The 14,842-nt window shown below is 42.2% G+C and carries 13 protein-coding genes; 7 read left to right on the top strand and 6 right to left on the bottom strand.

The genetic code is table 11. The features are described from left to right. Nucleotides 1-88: 88 nt before the first annotated feature. Nucleotides 89-778 carry a DUF4142 domain-containing protein gene (locus K7X70_RS23030; RefSeq protein ID WP_222539266.1) on the top strand — a complete coding sequence of 230 codons (690 nt, stop codon included), beginning with the start codon at nucleotides 89-91 and terminating at the stop codon, nucleotides 776-778. A gap of 41 nt (nucleotides 779-819) precedes the next feature. Here the strand turns inward: K7X70_RS23030 and K7X70_RS23025 are convergent, their stop codons facing one another. From K7X70_RS23025 to K7X70_RS23005, 5 genes are all read right to left on the bottom strand, one after another. Next, entirely contained in the window at nucleotides 820-2,397 is a 1,578-nt protein-coding gene (locus K7X70_RS23025) for an ABC transporter permease (RefSeq protein WP_222539265.1), read from the bottom strand. Between the two features lie 4 nt (nucleotides 2,398-2,401). Continuing rightward, nucleotides 2,402-3,271, bottom strand: a complete 870-nt coding sequence (locus K7X70_RS23020) for an ABC transporter ATP-binding protein (RefSeq protein WP_222539264.1) — start codon at nucleotides 3,269-3,271, stop codon at nucleotides 2,402-2,404. Between the two features lie 80 nt (nucleotides 3,272-3,351). Then, nucleotides 3,352-4,197 carry a formylglycine-generating enzyme family protein gene (locus K7X70_RS23015; RefSeq protein WP_222539263.1) on the bottom strand — a complete coding sequence of 282 codons (846 nt, stop codon included), beginning with the start codon at nucleotides 4,195-4,197 and terminating at the stop codon, nucleotides 3,352-3,354. Next, entirely contained in the window at nucleotides 4,181-4,951 is a 771-nt protein-coding gene (locus K7X70_RS23010) for a hypothetical protein (RefSeq protein ID WP_222539262.1), read from the bottom strand. Before K7X70_RS23010 ends, K7X70_RS23015 begins: the two co-directional genes overlap by 17 nt. A 141-nt stretch (nucleotides 4,952-5,092) precedes the next feature. Continuing rightward, nucleotides 5,093-7,198 (bottom strand): penicillin acylase family protein, encoded by a 2,106-nt coding sequence (locus K7X70_RS23005; protein WP_222539261.1) that lies wholly within the window; start codon nucleotides 7,196-7,198, stop codon nucleotides 5,093-5,095. 234 nt (nucleotides 7,199-7,432) lie between these two features. Here K7X70_RS23005 and K7X70_RS23000 point away from each other — a divergent pair, with 234 nt between their 5' ends. The 5 genes from K7X70_RS23000 (at nucleotide 7,433) to K7X70_RS22980 (ending at nucleotide 11,372) form a co-directional block, all read left to right on the top strand. After that, nucleotides 7,433-7,789 (top strand): hypothetical protein, encoded by a 357-nt coding sequence (locus tag K7X70_RS23000; protein WP_222539260.1) that lies wholly within the window; start codon nucleotides 7,433-7,435, stop codon nucleotides 7,787-7,789. Nucleotides 7,790-7,861: 72 nt separating this feature from the next. Continuing rightward, nucleotides 7,862-8,485: an HAD family hydrolase gene (locus tag K7X70_RS22995; protein WP_222539259.1), complete on the top strand. Its 624-nt coding sequence runs from the start codon at nucleotides 7,862-7,864 to the stop codon at nucleotides 8,483-8,485. A gap of 4 nt (nucleotides 8,486-8,489) precedes the next feature. Then, nucleotides 8,490-9,518, top strand: a complete 1,029-nt coding sequence (locus K7X70_RS22990; protein WP_222539258.1) for a class I fructose-bisphosphate aldolase — start codon at nucleotides 8,490-8,492, stop codon at nucleotides 9,516-9,518. Beyond that, nucleotides 9,515-10,291 carry an HAD-IIB family hydrolase gene (locus K7X70_RS22985; RefSeq protein ID WP_222539257.1) on the top strand — a complete coding sequence of 259 codons (777 nt, stop codon included), beginning with the start codon at nucleotides 9,515-9,517 and terminating at the stop codon, nucleotides 10,289-10,291. Before K7X70_RS22990 ends, K7X70_RS22985 begins: the two co-directional genes overlap by 4 nt. Beyond that, nucleotides 10,278-11,372: a glycoside hydrolase family 130 protein gene (locus K7X70_RS22980; protein WP_255607583.1), complete on the top strand. Its 1,095-nt coding sequence runs from the start codon at nucleotides 10,278-10,280 to the stop codon at nucleotides 11,370-11,372. Before K7X70_RS22985 ends, K7X70_RS22980 begins: the two co-directional genes overlap by 14 nt. An 11-nt stretch (nucleotides 11,373-11,383) precedes the next feature. Here the strand turns inward: K7X70_RS22980 and K7X70_RS22975 are convergent, their stop codons facing one another. After that, on the bottom strand, nucleotides 11,384-13,720 hold the full coding sequence (locus tag K7X70_RS22975; protein ID WP_222539256.1) for a hypothetical protein: 2,337 nt from the start codon (nucleotides 13,718-13,720) through the stop codon (nucleotides 11,384-11,386). Between the two features lie 243 nt (nucleotides 13,721-13,963). Here K7X70_RS22975 and K7X70_RS22970 point away from each other — a divergent pair, with 243 nt between their 5' ends. Beyond that, nucleotides 13,964-14,677: an SOS response-associated peptidase gene (locus K7X70_RS22970; protein WP_222539255.1), complete on the top strand. Its 714-nt coding sequence runs from the start codon at nucleotides 13,964-13,966 to the stop codon at nucleotides 14,675-14,677. Nucleotides 14,678-14,842 lie beyond the last annotated feature (165 nt).

The following is a 14,842-nucleotide window of genomic DNA, read 5'->3' as shown; positions in this document are numbered from 1 at the left end:
CATTTTAGCAGTTATCACATTTTTATTTAGCTTATCTTAGTAGTATTTCCATAGCTTTGATTTGCCAAACCATTTAAATCCAGGCCCCATGAATACACTTCGCATCACTGCAATTTCAATACTGCTATCCTGTCTGATCTATTCTTGCTCTACTTCCAGGAATTTCTCTGCTGAAGGAAAAAGAAAAGGCGGTAAAATCACTACGGTTAACCCGACGATAAATAACCCAACCAGGTCTGTAATTAATGCCAGTGGTGATGGGCTAACACCCGGAATCACTCAAACCAGGGCTGCTGGTTCAAAGGTAGCGGCGAACAACATCGCCAGTGATGCAATTGGAAGAGCTAATATGATCGCTAGAGGAAAACAGCTGTCTCTGGAAGCACTGACCGACGCAGAGTTGATCAGCAGGATCGTTGCAGCTCAGCAAATGGAAATCAGTGCAAGTAATAGGGCTGTTCATGCGGTAACCAAGGACAAAATTAAGGACTATGCCAATATGGTTTCTGCCGATCTTACCACAATCCAAAAGGACTTGAAAAAGTTAAGTTCACAGAAAAACATTGTACTGGAAAAAGATGTATTATGGGGAGGCACGCCTAAAACAGATCTGGGCTTTGTGACCATGATGCTGGAAAGTAACCGTAACCTCATTTCCCTTTATACCAGAGCAAGTAATGCTGAGGATACAGAACTTAAAGCTTTCAGCTTAAAACAATTACCTGCTTTAAAAAAACACCTGGAGGTTGCCCTGGCATTGAGTCAGGAAATAAAATAACTGCCCGTAAGAATGCGCTGCCCTAAATAGCAGCGCTATGCTTACAAATGTCTGGCCTGGTACCTTCTTGTCATCAGACTAACTAGGGCCAGCGCCACATTTATACCCAATATGACCAGCATCAACAACTGTATATTTTGATGGGGCAGACTACCCAGGTAATCTGTCACAGGTACCTTGTTCATTACCGCATAAGTTAGCAGGAAGAAAAACACTTCAAACATTTTTTTACCCCCGGTTAATATTCCTAGTGCTACAGCAGACAACACAATAAATGCTGCCCCATTGACGATATTGAACACAGCATAGCCGTTACCGGCTAAAGCACAGCGAATGATGACCGGCAAACACAATCCGATGGCTAAGATGACACCAGCTAAAACCTGTGCGGGCAGCATACGCTGTAAAGGCTTGTAAGCCGCATAAGCAAAATAATGGACGCGGTTACTCTTCTCTTTCGTGGCCAGCTCCGACCAGCGGGTGACCTGTAAAAACAAAAGTATCGGCAGGAGATAGCTATAGGCGAACTGCAACGGTGCAAAACATAATGCTACCCATAAACCAGCATTCAACAACCATACCCATTTCTTCCCTTGCCTGATCAGCAATAAGAATTCCGTTTTTATAAAAGGATAGATCCCATAGTTGAAGCTTATTGCTGGCAGACTCGCCCTGCTTAATCCAATAGGCCTGTTCAGCGGTTTAGCTGCGACTGTATTGATGACTTCCTTCTTCTTTTTAGTGCTGACTGCCTGTTTAAAATCAAAGCGGTGAAAAAATAGGGAGGAGAAATAGACCAATGCGAACCCGAAAGCGATCCACAGCAATCTACTTCCTATAAACAGGGCCGACCAATTCAAGCCTTCCCAGACAAAGGGCTTATAACTTTTCTGTCCATTAAAAATAAACCCAAAGGATACCTTTGTGATATTTTCATTAAAATGGGTATTGATATGCTGAGTCACACTTTTGGTCAAAAGGCTGAGACCGAAGGGGTCAAAAGCTCCAGCAGTTTCCGCTCCGGCCTTACTATTGATGAAGCCCATACCGATCCCACATATTGAGAAGTAGACGATGAATTGCAGGATACTGCGCTTCCCCAAAAACACCTCTCCTGTTACCGCTAGTGCGGATACAACATACAATGCGGGTACTGCAAAAAACAGGTAGGGAAATATAAAATTGCCTAAAATAAAAGGATAGCCAGTTCCGCGAATAAAAAACACCACAATACTGACGCAAAAAGTAATCCCGGCGATGGTTAGGAGTACCAGATAATTGCTCAGCTGTTTACTCAGCAGATATTTAAAGTTGCTGATGGGCGTAGTGGCGATGATGAGTCCGACTTCAGTCTCAATGTCTTTTTTGATACCACTATTGATCAGCAAAAAGCCAAAATAAGATAACATTACCGTGGTCATAATACCGGATACATAGCCCACCCAAGCTGAATTATAAACTCCCTTGTACCCTGAGGCACTTAAGGTCGTATAGTTGGCATTTTGGTCAGGAATAAATGAATAAGCCATAAATACAGTTACGGCCAGTGTAATCAAAAAGGAATAACTGCGGGTACGCTGCAGGTAATCCGCTTTGATGATGGGATACATATAAGACATACGCTTAGTTAGTTTGGGTTAAAAGCAAATAAGCATCCTCTAAAGTCGCCGTTACCTGGATAGACAATGGCGCTGCAGCTTGCACCATACTGATGTAACGTGTCCTGACCTGATCCGCCTGACGTGCGGTATCAATTACTTTATACCGTTGTTTAAAGGCGTTAAGGTCATTATTGTCCAATAATACTTCAAAGATCCTCCCCTCGGCTTGTTTAATGATTTCGTATTGCTTGGCATGTGTGATCAGTTTGCCTTCCTGCATAATCGCCACCTCATCAGCAATACTTTCAATATCAGACACAATGTGTGAGGAAAGGATGATGATGCTATCCTGGGCAAGATCGGCAATCAACTGACGAAAACGCATCCGTTCTTCAGGGTCCAAGCCCACTGTAGGCTCATCAAAAATCAACACTTTCGGATCGTTGAGTAAGGCTTGTGCGATGCCGATACGCTGTTTCATCCCGCCGGAATAAGTGCCGATAGGTCTCCTGGCATCAGCAGTCAGGTTGACACTTTCTAAAAGCAGGTCTATTCTCTGGCGAAGTCCTTTGCCTCCCAACCCTTTCATAGCGGCTATATATTCCAGAAACTCATAAGCATTGAGGTTGGGATACACCCCAAAATCCTGCGGCAAATAGCCCAGCACCTTGCGGATGGAATTGGGATTTTGTACAATATCTATCCCCTCTAAAAGGAGGCTGCCACTGGAAGGGATGCTAATGGTAGCAATCATCTTCATTAGGGTTGACTTACCCGCACCATTTGGACCCAATAAGCCTAAAACTCCTTTATTTATCTGAAGCGATAGATTGGAAACTGCGGTCTTTTGTGCGTTGTATTGTTTACTCAGGTTGTTGATCGAAAGCGCCATGTATAAGGTATATGGTCGTTTGACTTAACCTTAATAGGATAGGTTACAGCAATCGCAAGAAATAATTTCTTTAATTGGCATTATTTTGATGAAATTCTAATTACCCTAAAGCCCTGGTTGCTAAAAGAAGCATGCGGATTATTCCTTCCAACATCCAATGAATTGAAAAAGCCACAGGCGTAATTGCTGCACCACCAGGAGCCTCCCCTGGCATGGCCTATTTTCCGGTTTTTGGGATCTGTTTTTAACGTTCCCTCACAAAATTCAAATACATTGCCATAGATATCGTACAAGCCAAAGCCGTTGGGTTTAAAACTGGCCACTGGGGCGGTATACATATAGCCATCTGTAAGGTCTGTGCTGAGGTGGTCACGTCCATGCCAGATGTTGGCATATTCCCTGATCTGCTTAGGATCTTCGCCCCAGAAATAAATAGTTTTAGCGCCTGCACGTGAAGCGATTTCCCATTCATCGAGTGTTGGCAGCCTCACTTTTGCCCATTTGCAATAAGCTTCCGCATCTGCATAGCTGATGGTGGTTACAGGATGGTTCATTTTATCTGTTATTCCCTCCCGACTGGTTCCATTTGGAAATCTCCAATAAGCAGTGCTGTCACTCAGCCAGCGGAATTCTGCAAGTCCGGGTGCAAAAACCATCGCATTTTTGAAACGTTCTGCATCTGTTTTATAATGTGTAGCTTTTACAAACTTTTCAAACAAGCGGTTGGTCAATTCTGTGGTCGCGATAGCAAAACCAGGGCTGCTGACCTTTCTTAGTGGATTAAGCTGATGTTCGCGACTACCCAGCCAATATTCTCCTTTGGGAATATGGACAAAACTGGTGTCTGACTGTGCTGCTGCTTCCTGATAGGTCAAGCCCATCAAGCAAAGCAGCAGTATCCTTATAAACTTATTTTTTACGACCATTGTAAAAGGCTTCGGCCCTATTGATCACCAGGTCTTCATTGGCCTGATTAAAACTAATGAAACTCGTGTAGGTACTATTGTTGCCATACAGTTTGATATAGGAGGCGGAAGTCATGAAAGGCTGATAGTCATTTTTCTTCATGAGCTGGATCAGGACAGTCAGGATATCATGATCTTTACGGTCCGTTTTATAGGCCTTGATCAATACTGGAATCAGTTCCCAGCCATTGACATGCTCAATGGCAGTTTTGTAGTTCAAGCCTACTTTTTTACTCCTATTGATCGATTCTGAAATCAGCGAAAGCACCGTATCCCGGTTGCTGACCATAAAATTCAGCTGTCTTTCACTCCAGTTTTGCTCCTCAAAAGGATCAGGTAAATTGCCGAATATCTTCAGGTCTTCTTCTAAAATCGGCGTAGGGATATCGCAGTTCTGACTGGAGATTTCAGGGTGGATCATGTGATAAGTGAACTTTTCCGGAAGCGAAAGGCTTTGGTAAAGTTTTGGGCTCAGCACATTAAAGTAAGTATCTCCATCGCCGCCTGTAGATTTTATTCCGGCGATCATTGCCTTTACTTTGGACAATCCATAAGGAGGTGTTGTATTTTTAAAACGGCTGGCATGATAGGCCTTGCTGGCAGAACTAGCTTCTATCCATGCTTGATTGTCTTCCTGCGCGAAAACAGGAATTGAAGTCAGCATTCCAAATGCCAGAAAGAAAAATCGACTGTATTTTTTTAGGGTGATCGTCATAGTTTTAAACATAGGTTATCCAAAGCTAATATTTTATTTTATTAGAATTTGCATTCCCTATCTGAGCTATAACAGAGGCTGATGATAGCGATACATGTGATAAAAAAGAGATCATATAGCAATATTGCTTCTTTATTTTATTTATGGCAGATAAACTTCTCTTTCCTCTAAATGCTGCAGGACTTCTTTTCTATCCAATAAAGCATCACGCAGTTGTTTATCAGACATCATCTTCAATTGATCATATTGTTTAATACCAGCTTGTGAAGCGTTGCCATAGCTTAAACTTACTTTAGCACGAACTTTAGGTCCAAATTCTGTTACAGCAACATAACTATCGCCAAAGTATGCTTGTACTTTGTGAGGGGTATTCCCCTTATAATAAATCGTTCGGAAAACCCCATATTCTCCTGGACCACCATTCGCAGGATAATCAATTCCATCCTTTGAGAAGCGACTAATATCCCCCCAAGCAACCTCGATACTGCCATATTTTTGCTGGACTTCTGCTATTGCTTCTTTAAAAAGCAGCTGGATCTGCTGGTCGTCTTTAAAGCCAGAAGGTGTACTTACCGGATTTTTAATATCCCATGCTTTGGCAAACATTTCAGGCTTCAGCTTATCAAACCAGGCTGCAAACAAAACAGCCCCCCTACTGGTATTTTCAGTTTGTTTATCCCATGAGTTTAACACTTTCGCAGCATTTGCTATCGCACTATCCGGAGTGTTTTTTACTGCTGATAAAAGTGCCGGCAGGAAACGATCAGCGGCTTCCATTCCGGTATTCAATTTATAGGCCACCAACTGATCAAATGTGATAGATGGATTATTTTTCACAAGGTTAACGGAACGCTGCGCTCTTAAATCCATTTCCTGAGGAGCCATATAAGCCGGAAAATCAAGGGGATTGAGCTGTGCCGGATAGGTACTAATCCAAGGCGCATCATTACAGTTTTGAACAAAACCTGTGGAAGGATTAAAGAGTTTTGGTAAGTCTTTATAGGGATGTGTCTTTTGCCATATATATTTGGATTGAGTCCCATCAATAAGCCCATTCCAAAAGGCAAAATCACCGGAAGAACGAATGGGTACATTTCCTCCAAAGAGGTAATGAATATTACCAGCCTGATCCGCATAAATCACATTGAACATCGGTATCTGCAGCATCTTTTCAGCAGTTTCAAATTCCTTCCAGTTTTTTGCTTTTCCCATTAAATGATACTGCTGCAAAAGTTGGTGATTGTTCATTCCGGCCATTCTGAGTGAATAAGCTTTGCCATTTTTTTCTTCCATGACAGGACCATGCAGGGCATATTTAAATTCCAATATCTCTGATTTAAGACTGCCGTCTTTTTGTCTGACCCTTATCGTATCTGTTCTTTTTAGGAATGGTTTTGTGGCTCCGTCCAGTAAATACCCACCATTAGACAGGCTAAGTTCATAACGATCTGCAGCATCAATAGTGTTTACGGTGTGCGTCCAGCCCAGGTGATCATTAAATGCAATAATTTGGGTACAGGTGCCAACCAGGCTAACGCCATAGGCGCTGTAATCCGGCGCGTTGAGCTGTGCTTCAAAAAAAGTAAAAGAATCGCTCCACATCAAATGTGGATTGGCCATGAGCATCGCATGTTTAGCTGCTGATTTTGAAGGAGAAATTGCCATCGCATTAGAGCCGGGCGGGGCGGCCAATTTTTCCGGCATAATGAGGTCGCTGTAGGCTAAAAATTTCAGGTAAATCATAGATTTAGTGTGGGCAAGTACATCATAAGGGCTGATGGGTAAAACTGCTTTCCTATCCGGCTGAATGGCTTCAGGATGTGCTTTAGCATAAGCATTTGCCCCTGCAACGAAAGCATCAAGATAACTTTTGTACAATGGTGACTGTGCTTGATACTCCTGCATTGCATGTTTTTTCAATTCAAACAAATGAACTACCTGATCGCTGTGCAAGTATTCTTCTCCCCAGAATTCGGCTGCACGCCCTCTGGCTTGTCCGTATAACTTAAGCATCAGATTCGCATGGTTACGCATCTGTGCCCAGCCATAACCATAGTACATTTCGACCGTAGTTCTCCCATATATATGAGGTACCCCGTATTTATCCCATAGGATCTCGGATGTCTTAGGCTTTTGAGCGTTGAGAATTGATCCAGCGGTGAGCAACTGGATGATCATAAAAATCAACAGAAAAACAACCTTTGTGCGGTGCTGTTGCTGCGTTTTAGGGAGAGCGGTTTTATTCATAGAGGAGCGATCTTACAAACAAGGTATTTAAAATCAAGACAATTAACAACTTAGCCCTCCCCATTCATAAAAAAATGATTGTTCCTATTGCTTTTTCTCCCCGTTTATCTACCTGAGCAAAGACGCTTATAATTTCATTCCTACCGCTAAAAGCCTTAACAGGCTAAGCGACAAAGCCTGATTGGGTTTGGGCTCTGATGAATTTAATAGTACCTTGGCCATTTTAAGATAGAAATGGAAGATCAGGTGCACCAGAGTTTCAAATTTGCCTCCTATATAATTTTTGCGGCTATATTAGTTGATGTAATTGTCGGCGTCATTCAAAGTCGACAAGATGCAAACTTTGAGCTATCTGTTGGCGTAGAAACCTCATTAATGTTTATGACATTAGGTTACTTTGCTTTCATTGGAAAACATTGGGTAAAATGGGTGGCCCTGTTTGTGACTGTGCTGAGCATTTTCCCTTTGCTGTCGGCCACCGCGCCAGAAATCAACCTCAACTCCCCTTATACCTTACAGCTATTTTCTGGTTTCTTAAAAATTACGGCCGTTATCCTCTTATTTTTAGGGCCTAAGGAAATCAAAAAATAAAAAAGAGCTGCACTTGGGTTAAGCGCTCCGCAAACTAACGTCTGGAATTTTTGTTATCATCTAAATTTGATTATGAAAGATTCCAGAATTAAAGTACTCTTTTTTGATGTCGGCGGTGTGTTGCTCAATAATGGCTGGGGGCACCAATCCAGGCAAGAGGCGGCCAAACTTTTCGACCTGAATTATGAAGAAATGGATGTGCTCCACGATTTTATCTTCAATGTGTATGAGATAGGGAAAATTACCCTGGACGATTACCTGGATGTAGTCGTTTTCAATCATCCAAGATCTTTTAGCAAACAAGATTTTAAGGACTTCATGTTTGCGCAATCGGTAGAATTGCCTGGACTGCTTTCCTGGTTAAAAGAATGGAAAAAGACCTGCGGCCACAGGCTCATCTCTATCAATAATGAAGGTCGGGAGCTCAACAATTACCGCATTCAGAAGTTTGGTTTACACGATTGCTTTGATGCTTTTATTTCCTCCTGCGAGGTGGGGATGCGTAAACCTGATCCAGGTATTTTTAATCTGGCTATGGGCATCGCACAGGTTTCCCCGGAGGAATGCATTTATTTTGACGACCGTCTGATGCTGATAAAAACTGCTCAGAAACTCGGTATCCGAAGCTTTCATCACCAGGACTTCGCTACTACACAGCAGATCATTCAGGAAATTAATTCTTCCAAAAACCCTTAAAAGCATGAACACCCAAGAACTTAAAAACATAGCCGAAAGGCTCATGAGAGAGGATAAAGGATTGCTGGCGATGGACGAGAGTACCGGTACCTGCGACAAAAGATTTAAGGCCTTAGGCATTCCACAAACCGAAGAATACCGCCGCAAATACCGCCAATTGATCGTAACTACGCCTCATTTGGAAGAAAGCATCAGCGGTGCGATACTTTTCGAAGAAACGCTTCATCAAAACACTGGTGATGGACATTCTTTTCTGGCTATTCTTAAACAAAAAGGCATAATTCCGGGGATAAAAGTAGATCGGGGAACGGTACCATTTTTTTCAGGAGAAACGGTTACAGAAGGACTGGACGGTTTAGGAATTCGCCTGGCCGATTATTATCAAATGGGTTTACGTTTTGCCAAATGGCGTGCGGTGATCCATATCGACACAAATATTCCTACAAAAGCCTGTATAGCAGCCAATGCTTATACCCTTGCCCGTTATGCGATACTTTGTCAGGAGGCCGGAATAGTGCCTATCGTGGAGCCAGAAGTGTTGATGGATGGAGACCATACCCTGGAAAGGTGTGCAGCAGTCACACAGGATGTTTTAAAAGAAGTTTTTAATGCTTTGTATGAACAGAAAGTGTTTCTGGAAGGCATGATTTTAAAACCGAATATGGTATTACCTGGTCTGGCTTGTCCAGCGCAAAGTGATACAGAAACGATCGCCCAGCAAACCGTGTCTACTTTTCTCCATGTTGTCCCTGCGGCTGTTGCCGGCATTGCATTTCTTTCAGGAGGACAATCTCCTGTCCTTGCTTCTGAGCGGCTGAACATGATGCAGCTCAGGTTTGGATCACTTCTGCCATGGCCTTTAACTTTTTCCTTTTCCAGGGCGATCCAGCAACCGGCATTAGAAATCTGGAAGGGTGAGGATCAAAACGTGGCCAGGGCGCAAAAGGCATTGGCCCATCGTGCAGCCTGCAACAGTGCCGCACGCAGAGCGGAGTACCATCATGGAATGGAAAATGACGCTGAAGCATCATGAAAAAACTGATCATATTTGACCTTGATGGCACTTTAGCGGAAAGCAAAGCTGCCATCGACCCGGAAATGTCCGTATGCTTAAACGACTTACTGCAAGTTGCCCAAGTAGCGATCATTTCTGGCGGCAATTGGCCACAATTTGAAAAGCAGGTCCTTTCTCATCTTCCTGCTGCAGCTAATCTTACGCATTTGTCAATTTTACCGACCTGCGGCACCAAATATTATCAATATAAACATGACTGGAAGCAGCTTTACGAAGAAAATTTTACTGCAGCAGAACGGCAAAAAATACTGGATAATTTGCATCATGCCATATCGCTTTCCGGCTTTACGCCTGCGCAGACCTGGGGAGAGCAGATTGAAGATCGCGGCAGCCAGATCACCTATTCAGCTTTAGGTCAGCAGGCCCCTCTTGAAGCCAAGAAAGTATGGGATCCTGATTTTAGCAAACGAAAGGTGATCAAAGCACAGCTAGACCAGTCCTTGTCTGAATTTTCCGTGCAGATGGGTGGTGCCACTTCTATCGACATCACGAAACCTGGGATCGACAAAGCTTACGGCATTCATAAACTTCAGGAAACGCTTAAAATTTCCATTGCAGAAATGATATTCATTGGCGATGCGCTTTTTGAAGGAGGAAATGACCATCCTGCCCGAAAAACGGGGGTAGTTTGTATCTCTGTTAAAGACCCTCAGGAAACTAAAAAAGTAATCGAAACCATTATTGCCTGTCTAAACAACTCTGATAAAAACACCTTAAATGAAAGCAAATAAATCTCAGATGGATTCGATCAAATTAAAGCGAATGGGCTTGATCATGGAGCCTCAGCCAGGAAATGAGCTGGAAATAGAAGGTGTGCTAAATCCAGCTGCAGTAAGAGGTCCTGATGGAGACCTTTACTTATTTCCACGCTTAGTCGGTAAAAATAACTATTCCAGAATCGGGATTGCGAAAGTCATCTTTAACGAAGTTGGTGACCCAATTGGTGTTGAGCGACAGGGTGTAGCACTGGAACCCGAGGCTGATTATGAAAAGCGACCGGATGGTGGAGGTGGATGTGAAGATCCCAGGGTTACTTATATCATATCGTTAAAGATCTATGTGATGACTTATACTGCATTTTCCGCAAATGGTCCTCGCATCGCGATTGCCTATTCCAAGGACTTGATCTATTGGGAAAGACTTGGTCTGGCCAGTTTTGAACCTTATGAACACATTCAATTTAACGAGATTAACAACAAGGATGCCTGTCTATTTCCAGAATCTATTGTGAGTCCACATGGCCATCCTTCTTTTGCCATGCTCCATCGCCCACTTTTCCCTGGAACCAGCCCGGAAGAGCTTAGAACCCGTCCACACGACCATGAAATCAGACAGCATCATGAATGTATCTGGATTTCTTATTCTCACATTAACAAGGAGAATCATCCCTCTGGACACTTGCCTAAATTTGTATCCAACCAACCTTTGGCAATTCCACAGGCAGATTGGGAAAATATAAAAATAGGTGCAGGCACACCGCCTGTACTTACAAAACATGGCTGGCTGATTTTATACCACGGGGTTAGGGAAACAGACCTTCAGAATAGTAGTCAGCATGAACTGAGTTATTCCGCTGGTATCATGATATTGGATAAAGAACAGCCCCACCAAATCTTATACCGTTCACCGGAACCTGTTCTTGCGCCAGATCTACCGGAAGAGCAGGTGGGCACTATTGCCAATGTGGTGTTTCCAACGGGTATAGACAGGCGGGATGATCTGGGAATGCCCAATCGTTTCGATGTTTATTATGGCATGGCTGATAACCGTATTGGCGTTGCCCGGCTAGATTTACCAGAGATATATAAATGAAGACTCCTTCCCTACTGATCTGCTTTTTCTATCAATTTTTGATAATAAACCATTTTACCTGATTTTGTTACCCCTTGAATCGTTACCCAGTAACCTCTGGGGTTGCTATTGTTATCAAATTCAAGGCTATAACTCTTATCTTCCATCAATACCATTGGATTCCAGTATAGGGTTTGCCTATCATCATCATAAAAAAGATTCATTTTCTCTTTATTCGAGTAAAGACGATTAGAAAATGGAATAATCCCTACATAACCTCCAACAGTTTGGAGATCTATTCTTCGGCCCAGACTCTTATTAGCGCCATCCGGCCCTGTTGTATAAAATACAATTGCCCCACCATTAGGATTATTGGGATGGGTTTCGAAAATTTTAATAAAAGCGATCTGATTCACATCAGGATATTCAACAGCTGCAGCAGTTGAATCTCTCACTCGGGGGCTGAAACCACTATTTGGAATTCCGTTGGTATGATAAATCCCGTCGAACACATAAATAGGCCTTAATTTATGTATAATAGGGTATTTAAGCTGCAGGTAGCGTACCAGATCATTATAATCGTAGATATCAATCAGGTTTGAATCATTCTGTATATCAATAGATGCGAGCCCTTCCCTGCTATACCAACCTTTGGCGTAGTATTTATCCATATTTTCTATTCGATAATTTCGCCTTGTTTTGATGCGAACTTCCCTTAGTGTGACTACTCCATTTTTATCTTTAAAGTAGCGTGGGTTATATTCCCATATTTTCTCCGGGAAGGTTTGATTTTCAATTAGGCCTTCCACAGCAGATGGGAGGTATAAACGATCAGGCTTAGGGACTGCCGCAAACTCGTAATCGACATGAAATCTAATCGCATTAACCGCCTCTTCAATTTGCACAAACCGCAGCTCCATGGAGTCTAAAAAGTTAAACTTTTTCATTTCAAACCTACCCTGTTCATCAAGAGAAAGTGTGGTATACTTCATCAGACCCTCCGACAACGGCCGATACCCTAAAGAAACCCCTTTAACTGATTTACCCTTTTTCGAATTTCTTTCCTTTAAGGAAGCGAGCCTTTTATCAAAAGTCAGCTTATCTTTATTGTTCATCCGAATGCGACCTTTTAAATACAACAAGCTATCTTTTAATGGCTTTAACGCATCAAAACTAGAGAAATCAGTTTGCCAGGAATTGGTTTGAACGAAACGGTTCAGCATCGTTTTATTCTTAAAATAACTAAATGGCTCAATGATTCTATGCTTACTCAAGGAGCTAAATAGTAAAGCATCCACAATCGTATGTGTACTGTCTACCGGAGCTTGCGCATCAGTAATCGAAATTGATAGGTTGGCATATTCTCCTTCAGGTAATCCAATCTGAAGTGTATTCCTTCCTTTTGGATACCTGGAAAAATCTTTCACCTCCAGTTTAGGGCTGATCACTAATTCTTCGTCTTCAATCATTACCGAACGCTGGCCAATCATTTTACCCTTCTGGTCAAATAACAGCAATTGCAATACTCCAGCATCAAGGTCATTTTTAGGCAGCTTTACATGACCACGTGCTCCGGGTGTTAATTTGAATTGATTTCTAAATAGCTGATGACGGTTTAATCTTGCTTCAATCGTATATTCTTGTGAGACACCTGTCTGCGGATCTTGCTGCGATATTGCGGTCAACAGCGCTATACTAAGGGTATCTTTTGTACTGCTGACACTGAGTTTTGCACCCTCTTTAAGTACTGCAGGAAGCTTTATACTGGATATTTTTCCATCCGGACCAGACCACTCGATTGTTTTTTCTTCCTCCGTCCCAATCATCGCGATTTCAGCAAAGCCATCCTCCTTACTGCTAAAGCTGAGTAATTCTTCACCGGATTTCATTAACACTTTACCATTAAGTGCTGCCAGATGACCAGTTTGGTCGTAAGCACTCAATATAACTTTGTTCATAACGCCTTTTAAAAGTACACCCCCTTCCGGCTGGATAGACAGAAAATACTCCCTTTTAACTCTTTCCCTTTTCCTTGCTTTTTGCTGTAAAATAGGGATCGACCTGAAATACCCCATCTCCTTGTTTTTCGCAATGATGGTGGTATAAGCGTTTAAATTGAGGATATCGCCTTCATAGTTTGTGGGAATGACAAAATGAGATGGGCTAACGCCATCACTGAGCAGGTAAACATTATGCTCCAGAATTGTGCCTTCAGTATTTCCCCAGTCGATATACAAATTCCTTAACGATTCATCCAGGAACCCATCATTTAGCACATAACTTTTAAACCAAACGGTATCACCTGGAAAATAGGCACCTTTATCTGTATGTAAGAAAATGGCAGGTACGCCTTGAGCATATAAGCTCATAGAAAATATTGAAAACAGAAACCATAAAGTAATTGAGAACAAAAAAGATCTAGTCATTTCGCCTAAGATGAGAGTGTTTATAGATGAAATTAAAGATGTTAAATTAATTTCAATTAACGATCAGCTCCAGCAAGATATTATCGCTTTATTCTTAGGTTATTCACAGCGGTCTAATCTTTTGTAAAACAGGATCCGCTTCCTTCTAAATTCAGCAGAAATAAAATAGATTTGCTATCCTAAATTATGTGCGCAAGATATACCCTAACAGCCGAAGAAAAAGAGATTCTAAAAAACAATCCGTATCAACTTGTTGGTGCTTACGAGCCGGATGCTAATATTGCCGTTACCGATGGTGGTTTGGTCATTACTTCTGATGAGCCTGATATGATTCAACAGATGTCTTTCGGTATTGTTCCCCACACTGCGAGCAGCAATGTACTAACCTTTGATACCTGGAACATTCGCAGTGAAGAGGTCATGGAAAAGAAAACCTATGCTCCTTTAATGAAACATCGTAAAACCTGTTTGATCATTGCAGATAGCTTTTATGAGTGGCAAAAGATTACTGATACCGACAAGCGGCCATATCGCTTTACCAATGAGCGAAAAACTTTCTGCTTCGCAGGATTATGGAGTCAGTGGGTAAACCCGGAAACCGGCAAGAAATACCGGACTTTTGGCATCATGACTACCGAAGCGAATAAGACGGTAGGCGAAATTCATGATAAGCAAAGAATGCCGGTTATCCTGCATCGAAATGAAGAACTAAGGTGGTTAAACAAAAAGCTATCTGTAGAACAATTGCTGGAGATGTGTAAACCCTATCCTGATCATCTGATGAGCAGGACGCAAGTGAGTAAAAAAGTGAATAAGGTTTCGACAAAAAAGAGCCCGAATAAGGGTCTTGACCTCATTAAACCATACAACGAACTGATTATACCGACGCTTTTTGATTAAAAACAAGATTTCCTGAAAAATAAAACTACTCAGTTTTAGCTCTTTATAAAGACTTCATTAAATAAAATGAATCATAATTTGCAGAACCGACTGGAGTTCGTACTTTTGTGCCGGAGAGTTGGCAGAGTGGTCGATTGCGGCAGTCTTGAAAACTGTTGACTTGTC

This window comes from Pedobacter polysacchareus, assembly GCF_019802255.1.
Taxonomy (GTDB): Bacteria; Bacteroidota; Bacteroidia; order Sphingobacteriales; family Sphingobacteriaceae; genus Pedobacter; species Pedobacter polysacchareus.
This window is presented reverse-complemented; position numbering and strand designations above follow the sequence as displayed.

Bases quoted from the DNA above. Each gene is read 5' to 3' on its own strand.
- K7X70_RS23030 (WP_222539266.1), top strand. From the start codon at position 89: ATGAATACACTTCGCATCACTGCAATTTCAATACTGCTATCCTGTCTG.
- K7X70_RS23025 (WP_222539265.1), bottom strand. From the start codon at position 2,397: ATGTCTTATATGTATCCCATCATCAAAGCGGATTACCTGCAGCGTACC.
- K7X70_RS23020 (WP_222539264.1), bottom strand. From the start codon at position 3,271: ATGGCGCTTTCGATCAACAACCTGAGTAAACAATACAACGCACAAAAG.
- K7X70_RS23015 (WP_222539263.1), bottom strand. From the start codon at position 4,197: ATGGTCGTAAAAAATAAGTTTATAAGGATACTGCTGCTTTGCTTGATG.
- K7X70_RS23010 (WP_222539262.1), bottom strand. From the start codon at position 4,951: ATGACGATCACCCTAAAAAAATACAGTCGATTTTTCTTTCTGGCATTT.
- K7X70_RS23005 (WP_222539261.1), bottom strand. From the start codon at position 7,198: ATGAATAAAACCGCTCTCCCTAAAACGCAGCAACAGCACCGCACAAAG.
- K7X70_RS23000 (WP_222539260.1), top strand. From the start codon at position 7,433: ATGGAAGATCAGGTGCACCAGAGTTTCAAATTTGCCTCCTATATAATT.
- K7X70_RS22995 (WP_222539259.1), top strand. From the start codon at position 7,862: ATGAAAGATTCCAGAATTAAAGTACTCTTTTTTGATGTCGGCGGTGTG.
- K7X70_RS22990 (WP_222539258.1), top strand. From the start codon at position 8,490: ATGAACACCCAAGAACTTAAAAACATAGCCGAAAGGCTCATGAGAGAG.
- K7X70_RS22985 (WP_222539257.1), top strand. From the start codon at position 9,515: ATGAAAAAACTGATCATATTTGACCTTGATGGCACTTTAGCGGAAAGC.
- K7X70_RS22980 (WP_255607583.1), top strand. From the start codon at position 10,278: ATGAAAGCAAATAAATCTCAGATGGATTCGATCAAATTAAAGCGAATG.
- K7X70_RS22975 (WP_222539256.1), bottom strand. From the start codon at position 13,720: ATGAGCTTATATGCTCAAGGCGTACCTGCCATTTTCTTACATACAGAT.
- K7X70_RS22970 (WP_222539255.1), top strand. From the start codon at position 13,964: ATGTGCGCAAGATATACCCTAACAGCCGAAGAAAAAGAGATTCTAAAA.